This window comes from Paenibacillus sp. XP01 (assembly GCF_057364885.1).
In genome coordinates this window covers 2445548-2460842 of the sequence record NZ_CP139481.1, presented here as the reverse complement: position 1 = coordinate 2460842, position 15295 = coordinate 2445548, and the positions used below count along the sequence as shown (strand labels likewise).

12 protein-coding genes are annotated in these 15295 nt (G+C 54.9%); 1 reads left to right on the top strand and 11 read right to left on the bottom strand.

What is annotated here, in order from left to right; translation table 11 throughout:
- Positions 1-79 precede the first annotated feature (79 nt).
- The 10 genes from hrpB to SNR34_RS11340 all read right to left on the bottom strand — a co-directional run bounded on the left by hrpB (position 80) and on the right by SNR34_RS11340 (position 14228).
- Entirely contained in the window at positions 80-2587 is a 2508-nt protein-coding gene (gene hrpB, locus SNR34_RS11385) for an ATP-dependent helicase HrpB (RefSeq protein WP_486182441.1), read from the bottom strand.
- Positions 2588-2949: 362 nt separating this feature from the next.
- Positions 2950-3756, bottom strand: coding sequence for an SDR family oxidoreductase (locus SNR34_RS11380; RefSeq protein ID WP_236417225.1), 807 nt, complete (start codon positions 3754-3756; stop codon positions 2950-2952).
- A 364-nt stretch (positions 3757-4120) separates the two neighbouring features.
- Positions 4121-4951 carry a hypothetical protein gene (locus tag SNR34_RS11375; protein WP_236417426.1) on the bottom strand — a complete coding sequence of 277 codons (831 nt, stop codon included), beginning with the start codon at positions 4949-4951 and terminating at the stop codon, positions 4121-4123.
- A gap of 20 nt (positions 4952-4971) precedes the next feature.
- Positions 4972-5724 (bottom strand): vWA domain-containing protein, encoded by a 753-nt coding sequence (locus SNR34_RS11370; RefSeq protein WP_343259494.1) that lies wholly within the window; start codon positions 5722-5724, stop codon positions 4972-4974.
- Between the two features lie 32 nt (positions 5725-5756).
- Positions 5757-7853 carry a serine/threonine-protein kinase gene (locus tag SNR34_RS11365; RefSeq protein ID WP_343259495.1) on the bottom strand — a complete coding sequence of 699 codons (2097 nt, stop codon included), beginning with the start codon at positions 7851-7853 and terminating at the stop codon, positions 5757-5759.
- Between the two features lie 125 nt (positions 7854-7978).
- A complete protein-coding gene (locus SNR34_RS11360) occupies positions 7979-8254 on the bottom strand; it encodes a WXG100 family type VII secretion target (protein WP_236417217.1) in 276 nt (91 codons plus the stop codon).
- Positions 8255-8450: 196 nt separating this feature from the next.
- Positions 8451-8999 (bottom strand): WXG100 family type VII secretion target, encoded by a 549-nt coding sequence (locus SNR34_RS11355; RefSeq protein ID WP_236417215.1) that lies wholly within the window; start codon positions 8997-8999, stop codon positions 8451-8453.
- A 7-nt stretch (positions 9000-9006) separates the two neighbouring features.
- Complete coding sequence (locus tag SNR34_RS11350; protein WP_343259497.1) at positions 9007-9837, bottom strand: hypothetical protein; 831 nt, start codon at positions 9835-9837, stop codon at positions 9007-9009.
- A gap of 16 nt (positions 9838-9853) precedes the next feature.
- Positions 9854-13852, bottom strand: coding sequence for a type VII secretion protein EssC (gene essC, locus SNR34_RS11345; protein ID WP_236417211.1), 3999 nt, complete (start codon positions 13850-13852; stop codon positions 9854-9856).
- A gap of 55 nt (positions 13853-13907) precedes the next feature.
- Entirely contained in the window at positions 13908-14228 is a 321-nt protein-coding gene (locus SNR34_RS11340; RefSeq protein WP_236417209.1) for a hypothetical protein, read from the bottom strand.
- Positions 14229-14650: 422 nt separating this feature from the next.
- On the opposite strand from SNR34_RS11340, the gene SNR34_RS11335 reads away from it, so the two are divergent.
- Positions 14651-14890 carry a hypothetical protein gene (locus tag SNR34_RS11335; RefSeq protein ID WP_236417207.1) on the top strand — a complete coding sequence of 80 codons (240 nt, stop codon included), beginning with the start codon at positions 14651-14653 and terminating at the stop codon, positions 14888-14890.
- Between the two features lie 162 nt (positions 14891-15052).
- Here the strand turns inward: SNR34_RS11335 and SNR34_RS11330 are convergent, their stop codons facing one another.
- On the bottom strand, positions 15053-15205 hold the full coding sequence (locus SNR34_RS11330; RefSeq protein ID WP_486181894.1) for a hypothetical protein: 153 nt from the start codon (positions 15203-15205) through the stop codon (positions 15053-15055).
- Positions 15206-15295: the final 90 nt, after the last annotated feature.

Sequence of the window (15295 nt, the reverse complement as noted above, 5' to 3'; positions counted from 1 at the left end):
TACAGCGGGGCTCCGTCTGTTATGAGTGGTTCGTTATGTATTTACCCACCCTCGCGGCATTCAAACGGGGTTGTTGCTGTCATGTACGCGGTTTGGCTCGGTTCGTGGCCACAGCCTCCAGCGGATTGTCGGGCCAGTAGTGCTTTGGATAACGGCCTTTCAGGTCCTTTTTAACGTCAAAATACGTTTCCCGCCAAAAATTGGCCAGATCCCGGGTGACCTGTACCGGTCGCTGCGCGGGGGAAAGCAGATGCAGCGTCAGCGGCACGCGGCCGCCGGCGATTCGCGGCGTCTCCTGCTGGCCGAACATTTCCTGCAGCCTGACCGACAAGGTCGGAGCTTCAGGATCGCTGTAATCGACCGGAATGCGCGAACCGCTCGGCACCTGAACATGGGTCGGTGCCTCCTCATCCAATTGCTGACGTTTCCCCCAATCCAAACCGCTGAGCAGGATGTCATGCATGGACAAGCTTTTCAGGTCCTGGACCGAGCGCATGCCCGTGACGAACGGCCGAAGCTGCTCCTGCAGCTCGGCGGACAGTCCGTCCGCGGCCGGTGCCAGATCAGGCCAGTCCGGCAAATGATGGTGCAGGAACCGCAGCCGGTCCGCAAGCTGTCTGGACGATTTCGTCCAAGGCAGGCAGCCCGGCCCTTCCAGGCGAATGCCGTCCAGCATGGCTTCCAGCACATCCTCCTCTGGCGGCTGCGCGATGGAGCCTTCCTTGACCACGATCGCCCCAATGCGCCATTTGCGCTTTGCGCGCACGCTGCGGGTACTGCGATCCCAGGCGACGAGCGTTTCTTCCTGCAGCAGATGCGGGCTTGCATCCAGCAATCGCTGTTCGCTGACGGGGGCCGCGAGCAGAATGCGCGCGTCCGCGCCCTGGTCGTCTGCATCGGCAGCGACCAGATAGGCTGACCGGCTCAGCGCCTCCGTGGCGGGGAGCCGCACCCCGCGGCCGCTGCTCAGCAGGTAGCGGCCGTCTTCCCGGCGCTGCGCGATCCGGTCCGGGTACGCGAAGGACAGCAGCAATCCGCAGCTGTCCTCGTCCGGCCGGGCCGGGTCTGGCGCCGCCGGGCCGAGCGCCGCGCGCAGCTGGCGGCTCTCCTGCAGCAGGCGCCGCACGGCGGCCGCATCGGCCGCCGCCGTCTGCGCCGCTGCGCTGCTGCCGGCCGACAGCAGCGCCTCCACGCGCGGGCGCAGGTCCGTGCCCGCGCTTCCGCTGCCCCGCAGGCCCGTCGGGTCCTGCAGCAGCGCCGCCAGCACGCTGGCGTAGCCGGCCAGCCCGAGCTCCGCCGCGCGGAGCAGCATGCCGGCCAGTCGCGGATGCACGCCAAGCGCGTTCATCCGCCGCCCGAAGGGCGTGATGCGGCCTGCGTCATCCAGGCCGCCCAGCTGGCGCAACAGCGCCTGTGCCTGGCCGTAGGCTGCGGCAGGCGGGGTGTCCAGCCACTGCAGCTCCTCCGGCTGCCGGACGCCCCAAGCCGCAAGCTCCAGCGCCAGCGGGGCCAGATCCGCGGACGCGATCTCCGGACGCGCCGCCTCCGGCAGCGCGCCGTGAGCCTCTTCGCTCCACAGCCGGTAACACACCCCGGGCGCGATGCGCCCCGCACGCCCGCGACGCTGGTCCGCCGATGCCTTGGACACCGGCAGCGTAACGAGCCGGCTCATGCCGGTGCGGGGCGAAAACGCGGACGCCCGGCTGAGTCCGGCATCCACCACAACCTTCACGCCGGTCAGCGTTAAACTCGATTCGGCGATCGAGGTGGACAACACGACCTTGCGCCATCCGGCCGCCGCCGGACGAACGGCTTCATCCTGACGTTCCACAGGCATGCTGCCGTATAGCGCGTGCACCTGAACATGCGGAGGAAGCCCGAGGATGCCCAGTTCGCGTTCCGTACGGTGAATTTCCCTCGCACCCGGCAGAAAAACCAGCACGTCCCCTTCCTGCTCCCTCAGCGCCCTGACTACGGCTTGTGCCGTGAACGATTCCACGGAAGCCGCCGCCGGTTTGGGCAGATACTTCGTTTCCACCGGGAACGTTCTTCCGGGACACGCCAACCATCTGGTGCCTTCACCCATCAATCCGCAGACCGGTACCGGATCCAGCGTCGCCGACATGACGAGCAGCTTCAGATCCGGACGCAGCAATGCCCTGGATTCAAGCGCAAGCGCCAGCCCGAGATCCCCATGCAAATGACGCTCATGGAACTCGTCGAAGATGACCATCGCCGTATCTTCAAGCCCTTGATCCTGCTGGAGCATGCGTGTCAGCACACCTTCGGTCACCACCTCAATGCGTGTTTCCGCGCTCACCCGGGTATCCATGCGAACGCGGTATCCGACCGTTTGTCCCACCTTTTCACCAAGCGAAGCCGCCATGCGGGCCGCAGCGGAGCGCGCTGCAAGCCGCCTTGGCTCCAGCATGATCAGCTTGCGTCCCTCGACCCAAGGTTCGTCCAGTAACGCAAGCGGCACCACCGTCGTTTTTCCGGCGCCCGGTTCGGCGGTCAGTACCCCTGTATCTCCATCCCGAAACAGCTGTCTCAGCTCGGGAATGATCTGTTGTATCGGCAACTCCATTTCCACGAATAACCTCTCCCTTATCCTAAAACAAACGATCAACTGCCCGGTTTTATCACGCGTAGACCGCACTCTTTCCCCGATCCGTGGACAAACCTTCGCTTGCGATATAATACTACAAATCAGCTTGAAACGGTATCCTCCCTCGTTCGTACGTCAAGCAAGGGCCTACGTCGATGTCATCTCGGCCATTCCCTATCCAAACTGCGAGTACCAACTGTCGTCTCCCTGTGAATATTCCCATGTGCCAACCTGTGACATCCTTTAACCCTTGCCGCTGCATGACAAAAAGCCGTTCCAGGGGAACGACCGTTATGTGCTTGCATATGATTTCTTCTCTGCTTACAGAGTCCGAAGTACGATTAACTAAGCAGCGATTCCGCCCCATCAATGACAATTTCGGCCCCCGTGATGTGCTCGGATTCGGAAGAGGCCAGAAACGCAACCAGGTCGGCAACCTGTTCGGGCTTGCCGGGGCCGCCCTGCAGCGGCTGCTGCCCCTCCGGAAATTCAATCGGAATGACGATCTCCTGCAAATCATCCGTTTTGATCGTGCTTTGATCAATATTGGTCGCAATAGCACCGGGACAAATGACGTTGACGCGGATTTTGAATTTCGCGAGTTCCAATGCAGCCATTTTGGCGAAGGCCACCTGCCCGGCCTTGGATGTGCTGTATCCGGACATGCCGAAGCTGGAGAAGCGCTGATTGCCGTTGATCGAACTTGTGATGATAATGCTGCCGCCCCTGCGTTTCTTCAGATGCGGCAAAGCGTATTTGACGGTAAAGAACGTGCCGTCCAAATTGGTGGTGATGATCTTTTTCCAATCTTCCACCTGAATGTCCTCAATGGGAGCGGATACGCCATTGATGCCCGCGTTGGCAAACACGACATCGATGCCGCCGAACAGTTCCACAGTTTCCAGCACCGCTCTTTCCACGCGTTCCGGGTCGGAAATGTCCACATCGAACGCTCGGGCGGACCCTTCATGCAGCGCGTTGATTTCCGCCGCAGTCTCCGAAATCCGGTCATTCACCAGATCGAACAACGCGACCTGTGCCCCTTCATTCGCCAGCTTCAGCGCCGCTGCCTTGCCGATGCCTGAACCTGCTCCCGTAATGATCGCCACCTTGCCTGCAAACCTGGAACGGTCATGATGATGCGTCATGATTCCTCTCTCCTTTTTCTTGTGTCTTAGAGGCTACGAGGAAACGATATAAGTTGAACCAATGATCTTTACACGGAGCCACTACGTGGTCAGAACATCTTTCGATCGCTGTGATCCCCAAATTTTTTTTGATCCACTTATTTAAGGGGAAATCCGGCGATAAGCCTATGCTTCCGATGCAGCGTTCTTGTTAAACGAGCGCTTCGCATCTCCAGCTTCTTTCTGTCCTCTCCGTGATCGTGTAAATGTCTGGTTCAACCTATATAGTGGCATTTATTTCGCCGCAGTCTCTTATGTAAAGCAATTCTTCACAAGATTACCCAAAAAGAGCTCTTTTTAAATCATGCACATCGCAATTTTCCGTTTACCACTCCAATTCGATCAATGCCGCATCGTCTTCCAGCCCTCCCGTGTGGGCCGCATCAAGAAGCACCTGAATGTGCTCGTCCGGGATATAGGTGTGAATGGCGTCCAGGTCGTTCAATCCATCCGTATACATTTGCAGCCGGAAAGACTCCTTGCCGGACAACTTGGCATCATATACATGGGGTTTGCCGCCAACCGGTCCTTCCAATGTGGACCAACGCTCGCTGGAGCGGCGCATCTGCTGGAAAGGAGCCGAGTGTTCCTTCCCGTTGCGCCACATCCGGATTCTCAAGTCCCCCTGCCAGGCGAGCCACATGCGGCTGTTTCCGTTTCCTTTCGCCAGCTCGACCCTGCCGCATACATACATCGCCTGACTGCCTCTGCGAAGCTTCTCCATCAGCACTTCGCGCAGAAGCAGCGGCGAGTTGTCCAAAGGCTTCAATTTGGAGAGCTGATCGGATGCGGGAACCGTCAGTTCGCGAAGCAAACGTTCCACGCCTTCGGCACTGGGCACCGGCGTGCTGACAAGCCATTCGAGCAGGGCATTGCCCAGAAATCGAGCGGCAAAATCACCAAGATAGCTCATGCCGACCCCATCGCACAACACAAAATGAACGACATCCCCATCCATGTTGACCGCTGCAAAGTCCTGCCCGGAATCTCCCTGATTCACGGTTTCGGCGGCTCGCCCGTACCCATAGCGACATTTGAAGGCGCCCTCGTAACGGGTAAGAGGTTGTTCTCCCGTCTGCAGACTCACGTAGCGAAATCCGCGATATGACCTGGCACGGGGCAATTTATCCCCGGTTGACAGCGAAACCAAACGCATTGTTTTCAATCGGTTTCCCCCTATCGTACAGGTGTGGCAGCAGACATCTGGAACCCGATGGATACCAGCTCGGCACAGGTCCCGGGAAGCATCATCAAAGCGCCTGGAGCAAGCAAATAATCGGCTTCGACCAACATCTCCCGGTAGCTCTCCGGAAGGACGGAAGACATGTTGCGCAGCTTCTCGCCGTGCTCGTCCTTCAGAGACGTCTCCGCATGGATGCCTTTCCACCTTCTCGGCTCGGCAATCGGCGATTCCAGCAGATGGTCGGAAATGAAAATATTCTCAACCAGCACGTTTCCGTCAGGCACGCTCATGCCCATAATGCGTTTCGCAATCGGTTCGGGATCGTCCCCCGTCGCCACGCCATCCGTCATGTGGCACACCAGCGGGGCGGGACAATCCTGCATGTACGGAATTTCCGCTTGCAGTATTTTCTCGGCCTGCAAAAACGCTTTGGCCGAATCCGAGAAGCGCTTTGGCGTAAGGTCAGGCAAAGAACCGATGGCGGCGATTTCGTCGATGCCCTTGATCCCGTTCAACAAGTCATACACATCATCGCTGTAGGCCAGGATGGCGATCCGGTAGCGGGGTGTCAGACGGTTGCCTTTGGTCGAACGAAATACCATCTGGCGAATGGCCAGGGACAGCGCATCGTAGACGACGTCAATGCGTCTGCGATTGTCCAGAACCATATTCATGGAGGCGCTGATATCAATCAAATAAATGATAAGTGCGGGTGTTCGCTGGGATGCTTGAATCGTATAGTTCATCTGGGATGTGTCACCTCCGTCATTTGTTTGATTTACAGGTCTGGCAGAACGTAGTCCGTATTGCCCAGGAATTTGTTGATGGCAGTCATGCGCGCAGCCACCTTGCCCACACCCTTAAAGTATGCAGCGTCGGTATTGTACAAGTTTTTGAAATCGCGTGCATAAGCTTCGGCATTTTCGATGTTACGGCCTTTTTGGGCATTGTACGCTTTGTTATAATGGGCAATCAGGGTTACTACGTTTTGGGCGCGTTTTTTCTTGAGCGCCGCCTTTTGGGCCGCTTCCTCTTTGCGTCTGGCTTCTTCGGCCGCCTTGCGCGCGGCTTCCTGCTTGCGCGCAGCCTCTTCAGCTGCCTTGCGTTCGGCTTCTTCCTTGGCTAGCCTGATGTCGCGCTCTTTCTTCCAGACCAGGTATGCTTCGTATTTGGCTTGTTTGTCGTACTTGGCCTGAGCTGCCTGTTTGGCCGCCTCCTGCTTCTTTCGTTCCTGTTCTGCCAAATAGGCCTCATATTTGGCCTGTTTATCGTATTTTTCCTGCAATGCTTTCCGCTCTTCTTCTTTCTTTTTGGCATCGGCCTGCTGCCGTTCTTTTTCGGCAGCCAGCCTGAGCTCCTCCTCGACTTTCTTTTTCTGTTCTTCCTCCTGCTGCTTTAGCAAAGCCGCCTTTGCCGCTTCGGCTTCCTCGGCAGCCTGGATCTCCGCTAATCTGGCGGCTTCCTGCTGTTCCTTCTGTTTAACCTCGGCTTGGTCGGCCAAGATGTTGACCGTCGGAACCGTTCCGGCCAGCAGAACGACGAGCGCAGCGGCAGAGATCATGAACTTTTTGGTCCGATACAACGGAATTTTGCCCTGTTCCGCAGCTTCCTCCTTCGGATTCAGTTGGGCATCGAGCTGCTGGATGGCTGCTTCCACTTCAATCTGTAACGGACTTTTGTCGGGAATAAAATGATACAATGACCGGTACACTTCAAGAGCAGCGCCCGGTTTACCCTCTTCCTCCAACAATCGCGCCTGCGCGAACAAACGGTTGATGACGGCTTCCTGCTCGGGCAGCGACTTGGAAGCCAAGCCACCCTCCCTTGGGGCGTCTGCATTTCCGGTTATCTCTTCCGTTACCGGGGCACTCCCCGCCTTTTCGGGAGCCGGAGCCGCTTCTTCCTCCGCCATCAAAGGAGCAACCGCAGCCTCCGCTTGCTCTATGGATGCCGAAGCGAGCACGACCAGCCACTCTCCAAACGTTGGACAGCTGCTCAAATCATGGCTTTCCCAGGCTCTGGTGAACAATTCGGCGACTTTCTGGCCCCAACGCCTCTGGAGTGAGCCTTGCATCGCGACATAACGTTCGCTCACCGCCTGCATTTCGTTCTGGTCGAAATAGCTTTCTCCCCAAGCCTTGTCTACGATCGCCGGATCGGACCAGCTCAGCATTTCGGCAATGATCACCGCTCCCGCAAACCTGTCCGCATAAGCGCTCCACAAACCGCTGTGCACTGTCCGATGGGCCGCATACCCCGGGGAACCGGCAAGCAGAGCATCCGGACGATCCATTTTGGAACCGTACATCTGCTCCACATCCACCAGTTCTACCGCCGATGCCGTATTCGGGTCCTGCACTTCGGAAAAAAACGGAATCATCACATTGGGCGCGGACAGATCGCAATGCGCAAGTCCGCGCTGCTCCATGGCAGAGCCCGTGCCGGCAAGCGCCTTGGCCAGCCTCAGGCTATCCTCTGTTGTCAGCGTTCTTTGGTCGCTGATGACATCAAACCAAGTCATGCCCTGGATCCAGGGCATGATCACCGCGTACAACAGATCCGGATACTCTCCAATGAGCGCTCCGTTTCTTTCCGGAGTGAGCACATCGCGTTTGCATACGCGCATACCCGGCAGCGCGCTGTAAGGCTCCATATGTTCCGATTGATACACCATGGCAGGAATCCTGAATTTTGGAAAAAACACTTTTAGTGCCTTAGCACCATCTATGGAACCATTTTTGGGAATCAGCTGATAAACAATCCCCTGCCTCCCCGCCTGGGCGTATGCCAGCCCGGGAGCGGCGGGATGCTGCCCAATCGTGTAGGCAATGTCATTGATCACCAATTCATCCCCTGGATTCGGTTGAAAAGACATGCTCATCCCTCTCTCTGATCATTTCTGTGATGGTGCAGCAAAAACCGGGTGTCGTTAAACGCCCGGTTTCTGCCGCAATAGTTTCTCTTCTGGCTTGCTCTCTGCCTACACGTATGTATGACAGATTAACGAGTTTGGTCAGCCGTGCGGAATTTGTTGGCGATTGCCGTAAGTTCCGCGCTAATGCTGTTCAGCGTTTGAACAAAAGACTGCATTTGCTTGCTCGCTTCCTGGAACTCTTGGAAGAAACGCTGCTTGGTCATCCCTTCCCATTGTCCCTCCATGCTTGTGATGGATTGAGTCAGGGAAGTAACGATTTGCTGGCTTTGCTCACCGCTTTGTTTGAATTGGTTGGAAACCTGATCAAGCTGCTCGGGGGTTACTAAAATACGTCCTGCCATGTGTAAATTCCTCCTTGATTAGAGCTAGTAAATATTGCTTGTTCAAATTGTACTATATTGGAATCCTTTGAACAAAAGCCGAAGGACCTAATCCTATTTACCCCATTTTCAGGACCTGAATCTTCCCCTAACAGCCTATTTTCGCCGAAATTTCATTTTATTCCATCAGGCGGATCACATCTGTATATTCAAGTCATCACGATACGACAGGTTCGCTTCCTCTGGTCCCCCGATAGGACGGATCCGTAAACTTCCATGCCACCGGTTCGGGCTGCATGGCCTGAACCAGAGTGGCCGGGGAACCGTCAGGCGGAACGGTGTCCTGTACTTGGTATACTGCCCTTACTGCAGAAAAAGGATCGGATACGACGGCAGAAGTCGTTGAGTGCACAGGCAGGATCTGTCCTGCCTCATTGTCTTCCATGACTTGAAGCAGATTGACAGCGTTGACGTAGGCCTTGTTTACATGTCCCAGAATCGTGCGATACTCCATGTCCACTTGCTGAAACACGACCGCCTTTCGATCAAGCTGCGTCCCGAGCTCCACGAACCGCCGCACCGCCGTCTCGCCAAGGCGCTTGCAATAATCCCATTCGGCCATCACCGCAGGACGGGATTGCGCTTCCCACTCCAGCGAATGAATGGCTTGATCCAACACTGTCATCTTTTGCTGTATTTGCTCCGCCGCATACTGAATCTGCCTGCTCAGTGCCCGAAGCACATCCGGTTCCACACGAATGCGCATTTACCCATCACCTTTCCTCTTCCTCTGCAGGCTGTTTAAGCCAGTCCAGCAGCATTTCGTGAAACTGTTCTCTCGTCGTTAAGGCTGCAACCAACCAATCATCCGAAGCGGCTGTACTCATGCGGAACAACCAATTGGAAACCGCGCTCGAAGTGAACGCCGCCGACTGTGACGTCCAGCCGTCATCGCCCCATACGAGCAGCCGCAGCTCCCCATCCGACTCCTTGTTGACAAGGCACCGTGCAAGCGCAAGCGATCCTTCGGGGTCATTGGTCTCCAGTGCGAGCTCGTCCGCCACCGTCTGCTCCTGTTTGTCATGCAGCCCATTCAAAACATCGTAAAACTTTTTTTTGGAACACATCAGCGCAGGTTTCTCCGCCGGAGAACGCCCGCTCCACTTCATTTTTTCGATCAGGCAATCCACCGCTTGGTGGACGTTCCCCAAATCGCTGAGCCTGAACGAATCCGTTTCTCCTTCGATCCGGGATACTTCAACAACGCGTTCATCCGTGCAATGAATGTAGCTTTCATGTGACTTGCCGTTGATTGAGTAACGTATCCAGCATGCCCTGTCGGAAAGACCAGCAATGGCTACCCGGGAAAAAACGGTCGGTGTCATGGTCAGCTCGTTGCTATCCTGATCTTGAATCAAATACCCTTTGTCCAGCAGGGAAGTTTTGACGTGTTCCCATTCCATCGCGATATCTTCGGCCATATAACCGCGGAATGGATCCTCCACGCCAAGCAGTCGGTCTGAACCGAGTATACCGGCCAGGAAAAAAAGCTCTTTCAATTGCAAAGTGACTACCTTTTGCTTGGAATCATGAACCGTCAACATTATGAGCCACCTCCCCTCAAACTACAACATGCCATCGGTCACGAATTTCAGAAATCCAATCGGTCATTTTCCAGCCCGAATGGCATGGGACTGCACCTTTGACCCTGGAATATTTGCGTTTAATATAATAACCTTGACCCGGAGGTAGTACCTTCAGACCAGACGTGCTTCCTCCAGATTCGGAATACGGTATACGGAAGAACGAGAGATCGTTAGGGTCCAAGGTCCCGAACAGCAATCCGCTCTGGGAAGCTTTCACGTCGCTTACCCAGTCAGATCCGAACGTTGGGAAATCTGCCGGCACGCCGGATAAAATGACATGTATGCCCCGATCCCTTCCTTGGCGAACGATCGCTCCCAGTTGATCCTTCACGTTGAAATCGGTCAGCTGTTTGGACAATGTGTCCGCATCGTCGATGACCAGCACGATTTCCGGACCGCCGGAGATTTCTCCCCTCTTCAGCACTTCATCATATAGCTGCTGGATGACAGGAGCCAATTGCTCTTCTCGCGACACATGGCCACGAACATGGGGCAAAGCTCCGATTTCCGCCAATCCGCCTGAACCATAGCGCATATCGACTGTGTACATTTGCACATGCTCCGGTGAAGCATGATACGCCAGGGACAGCATCCAGGTCAACAAAAATGTCGTTTTGCCCCCTTCCATCGGGCTGGTCACCATGAAATGCGGGCCTTCCCTCAGATTAAGCGAGAACGGCTCCAGATCATCGGTATACAGCCCGACCGGCACGTTCACCGACGAAAGGCTTCTGCTTCCGTATGTTCCGGCACGCATAATCACATCCTTGAGATGCACTTCTTCCGGAAGGGGCGCGATTTGGGGTGCCTGTTCCCCGGACCAGCTGTCACGAATGTCAACGATCGCCCGGCGCAAGGACGCCGAACGCTTGCCCTCATCCTCGCCTGCAGACGGCAAGGCCGTCTGGAACGCGAGCGGCGGAACCTGCCCCTTCACAAGACCGCGTCCCGGCGGAAGCTGGCTCGGCGCTTTTGTCGGCCGTCCCACCGCATAATAATAATCGCTCGGATCGGATAATTCAAAAGTAACGGCATTGGGAATGTTGCTCCTGAATTTTTCGAAGATGTCCGTTACGCGGTTGGCTGTCAACACAAAGGTCATGCCCAAGCTGCCACCTTCGCGGAGAATCGTTTCCAACAACTCGTTCTCTTCGGGATACGCATTCCGGAAAGAAAGATATCCGTCGATCACGACCACAATTTGCGGGACCGCTTCGCGGGCGACGCGGCGATAAGCCGAAATCGTTTTTACCCCGACCTCCGACATCATATCCTTACGCTGTGCAGACAGTTTCAGCACATAACGGAACAACCGTTTGATCCGGTCCTCCTCTTCGGCCATCATGACGGCGCCGATTTGGGGCAGCATCGCAAAATCCTTCATCATCCTGCCCATATCAATGATATAGCCATGCCAAGATGCCTCGTTCAATCTGCCCATGGCCATGAGCAGGGTTTGTACAAACGTCGTTTTTCCCAAACCCGGCATGCCGTACACGACAAGATGGCCTTGATCCATTGGAAGTTCAAGCGGCATCTGCCGCTGGTTGGGAAGATCGTCAAGCAAACCGACGACGGGCCTTAACAAACCGCTTTCCGATTCGTACGCGCGATCCTCGCTTTCCCCGGGTTGCTTGATGGCGAGACTCTCCCAGTCAAGCACCTCCGGCAGAGGAGGCAGCCACGGGCCCTGCAATCGCGCAATTCCGGCATCCGCAGCTGAACGTGCAACATAATCGATAAAGGCCTGCAGCTGTTTGGGGACATCCTCGCCCTTCAATACAGCTCTGCGTTCACCGGTAAGCAAAGGTTCCCGCTTCCCGTTCAACCGCACTTCCATGACAGGCAGCACGCTTGTTGAGTCTTCCTCGCGATGATATGGGGCGCCGCTCCAGGCAAATTGCATTTCTTCAAACACTTCGTCGCTGCCCACCTGGAAATAGCCGCGTCCCGGCTTCGTAATCCATGCCGCATTCGGGATCTTGATCATGTCCCGGCTGTCTCCCTCGCTCTGCACGCGCAAACAGATCCGGAACCTGGAATTGCTCCATATTTTGTCATCGACCACGCCGGCAGGCTTCTGCGTAGCCAGAATGAGGTGTACTCCCAACGTTCGGCCAATGGCCGCGATACTGATCAATTCGTCCATGAATTCGGGCTGATCCCGCTTCAATTGCGCAAATTCGTCAATAATGATGACCAGATGCGGCAAAGGCTGCTGCTGCCGCGATCTCGCTATTTTGTAATACTCGTCAATATGCTGCAGATTGCCGGCATCATTCAATATTTTCTGCCGCCTTACAAGCTCGGCCCGAAGCGAAACGTTCGCCCGCTCAATCAGGTTGCCGTCAAGGTTGGTGATCGTTCCGACCACATGCGGCAATCCCACGAACGTATTCGACATACCGCCGCCTTTGTAATCGATCAGCATGAAAGCCAGGTCATGCGGGTGAAATTCAGCCGCAAGGGAAGCCACGATGGATTGAATGACCTCGCTCTTTCCGGAACCGGTCGTGCCGGCGATCAGCCCATGGGGACCATGGCCTTGCCGTTCTATTTTGTCATGCAGGTTAAGCGCGATTTTTTTCCCGCCTGCGCGAACCCCCATCGGTACAGGCAAACTGTCCGGATATCTCATCTGATTCCAGCGGGACACCACATCCAGCTCTTCCACGCGGGAAATACCCATCATGTCAAAGAGCGGAAGAATTTGCGGGATATCCGAGGCGGAAGAACGTTTGAGCCGGATCGGGGACATGTACCGGGCCAAGGCCTCCGCAGCTTCCCGGGAAATAAAATCAGGCTTGTACTCCTGTTTGATGACGTCCGCGTCTTCCGTTTTTTTGATGTACAGTCCTTTGTCCCTGGCAGCTTCCATGATCAGCTGGCAGTGCATCGGAAGCGATTCCTTGCGGCTCGCCAAAATGATCGTGCACACATCGATCTCGTGAGCGGACTCCAGCAAAAGCGGCAGCAGCGGCTCCTCTTCAATCAACTGCGTATCGGACAGGATCACGACGTAGCAGGGCGTTTGCACGCTTTTTTTGTACTTGTCCTGCTTGTTGTTCTTGCGCCGGTTCAATACGGAAAACAAGCTGTCCGCCAATTGATGCGCACCGCTGTGCCTGTCGGCCATATACCTTTGCTCCTGATCCTCGTCCCAAATGTGCGGCAACCAGCGAAGCCATTCCCATTCCCGGGATTCCTTCTCTTCATAAAACGCAGCCATTTTCAGCTCGTCGGGCGAATGCCGAACGGCAAGCTGGGCAACGATGACGCGCAGCGAGGAAAGCACTTCTTCACGGCTCCCCACCAGTCCCATCACCTTGGATTGGAACAGGGGCAAGGTGATGGAAGCATCCGCTACGGTCTGAAATTCGGCAGCCAGCTGATGGGCCGCTTCAATGAGCTCGTCTTTATCATATCCGTCCACGCGCGGTACCTGGAGCTTGATCCGGAAAGGCACTTCTCCGGAACCGATGCGCACCTGCATGAAATCTTCGTCTTCCGGCGACCGCTCCCATAGAGAGCTGTTGCGGTTTTTGACGATTTGCATGCAGACGTTCGGATCCCCATGCACCTCGTATAAGCTTCGGACCTGTTCGGCTTGGGCCGCCTTCAGCTCTTCGCGATGTTTGTCCAGCTGCGACAGGTACATCGCTTTACGCTCCTGAATCTTTTTGGCGTAGGTCTTTTTGTTGCTCAAATACACGAAAAAAGGAATGGTATATGATGTCAGCATCATCATGACCGTCATCATCTGGAACATCATGTAGCTGCTGTTGCTCATTTTGCCTGTCATATTGATGTATACATAAAAACCGATGCTGACCGTCGTCATCATGATGGGTATTATAATGGAAATCAACGAAAACGTCGGTTTGCTCGGCTCCGCCGGGGGCCTGAGAATTTCAAGCTGTTCTTCCTTAAGAACCGGCGTCATCCTTGGGGAACGCTGATATAACACATTCACGAAGAATGGACCTCCTTTCGTTCGCGCATTCCTGAAATGTATACGTTCCGGGCTTTCATTTGTTGCTTTCCTGTTGGAACAATGGACGCCTTCCATACACAGGCGCCTCTTCGGTCGTTGTCGAGAAAGCCCGTTGGACGCGCACGCAGCTCCCTTGACGCAGGCCTGTCTCGATCAACTGCTGCGCATTGTGCGGCGTGAACCATAACCCTTCGGGAAATTTGGCTTCGAGGATGTACTGTACGCCATCTCCGGGGGCCTGTCCATATATGCGGACACCAAGCAGCGTTTTTAGATGTTCGATCGTACATTCATCCGGCACGTCGACATCAAACCATTCGCTTTCCGCACGTCCGGAATATACGGTTAGAATCATCGTAATCCCTCCGATGGTCTCATATGTAAAATGTCCTAATGTCAAAATAGATCAAAAAAAAGCGGCAAATCAGCATTGCAATCCTATTTTCTTACATAAAATCCGTATTGGCAATGTACACCCTATGTTTTTGTTACGTATGACCCATCCCAGCATTAAAATATCGTCCATTGGTCTCAGAACTATTGTGGCACGCCACGCGTTTAGGTTTGCAGGGATGCGAAAAATTGAAAACCACTGCGATGGAATAGGGATGAATTTCCCGGTTTCGGGTCGGCCGGGATTGCTTTGCCCACAATCGAATTGTGAACACTTTTCAAACATTAAGCGCCTTTATGTTTTCATAAGCTGATTTTAAGGTAATTTTAAGCATTGGAATTTACTATTACCAATATGAAATAACTCTTGTGAGGTGATTTCTAGTGAGAACACTAATTACATTTCAAAACAAATCCATCCCTGTATACTTTAATCAAGAAAACAAACAACCTGTGCAGAAAACATTAAGACTGCTTAGCAATGCCCTTGAGCATAAAATCAGCAACGGTAAACGAGCTTTGCAAAAATGCCTGCAATCCTTGATCAGCATCGAAATCGTCGGTTGCGAAGCCATTCTGCACAGCCGCAGCGAAAATGATTCACTGGCCCTGTCATTGTACTAACAGACTCAAAAGCCCCTAAACTTGATGATACGCCGCGGTTCGGACGACCGTCCTCAACCGCAGCCCAAAAAAGGAAGGCATCCTTAAAGGACGCGCTTCCTTTTTTGTTCATATCGATCCCTGACGCCCCAAACCCCTTACCATAGTCTGCCTTCATGCTTCTTAACGCCGTCTCCCGATTTCGTATACGTTCTCTTGCCCCTCCGCTGCTTCGGCCCTGTGGATGCGAATGAGAAACAGGCGGACCAGATTGTCGCGCGTGATTGCTTCCCGACAGTTGCTCAGCTTTCTCAGAATAAAGCGGTCGATGGACATCGATTCAAGCCCCTTTACCATGGATTAACGGATGAATGGCCGTGTAAGATAAATAACCGGATTGATTTCGAACCAAACCGGTTCGAATTC

Coding starts and splice junctions, on each gene's coding strand:
- SNR34_RS11350 (WP_343259497.1), bottom strand. CDS start 9,837: ATGTTGACGGTTCATGATTCCAAGCAAAAGGTAGTCACTTTGCAATTG.
- SNR34_RS11355 (WP_236417215.1), bottom strand. CDS start 8,999: ATGCGCATTCGTGTGGAACCGGATGTGCTTCGGGCACTGAGCAGGCAG.
- SNR34_RS11375 (WP_236417426.1), bottom strand. CDS start 4,951: ATGCGTTTGGTTTCGCTGTCAACCGGGGATAAATTGCCCCGTGCCAGG.
- SNR34_RS11360 (WP_236417217.1), bottom strand. CDS start 8,254: ATGGCAGGACGTATTTTAGTAACCCCCGAGCAGCTTGATCAGGTTTCC.
- SNR34_RS11340 (WP_236417209.1), bottom strand. CDS start 14,228: ATGATTCTAACCGTATATTCCGGACGTGCGGAAAGCGAATGGTTTGAT.
- SNR34_RS11370 (WP_343259494.1), bottom strand. CDS start 5,724: ATGAACTATACGATTCAAGCATCCCAGCGAACACCCGCACTTATCATT.
- hrpB (WP_486182441.1), bottom strand. CDS start 2,587: ATGGAGTTGCCGATACAACAGATCATTCCCGAGCTGAGACAGCTGTTT.
- SNR34_RS11365 (WP_343259495.1), bottom strand. CDS start 7,853: ATGTCTTTTCAACCGAATCCAGGGGATGAATTGGTGATCAATGACATT.
- SNR34_RS11330 (WP_486181894.1), bottom strand. CDS start 15,205: ATGTCCATCGACCGCTTTATTCTGAGAAAGCTGAGCAACTGTCGGGAA.
- SNR34_RS11380 (WP_236417225.1), bottom strand. CDS start 3,756: ATGACGCATCATCATGACCGTTCCAGGTTTGCAGGCAAGGTGGCGATC.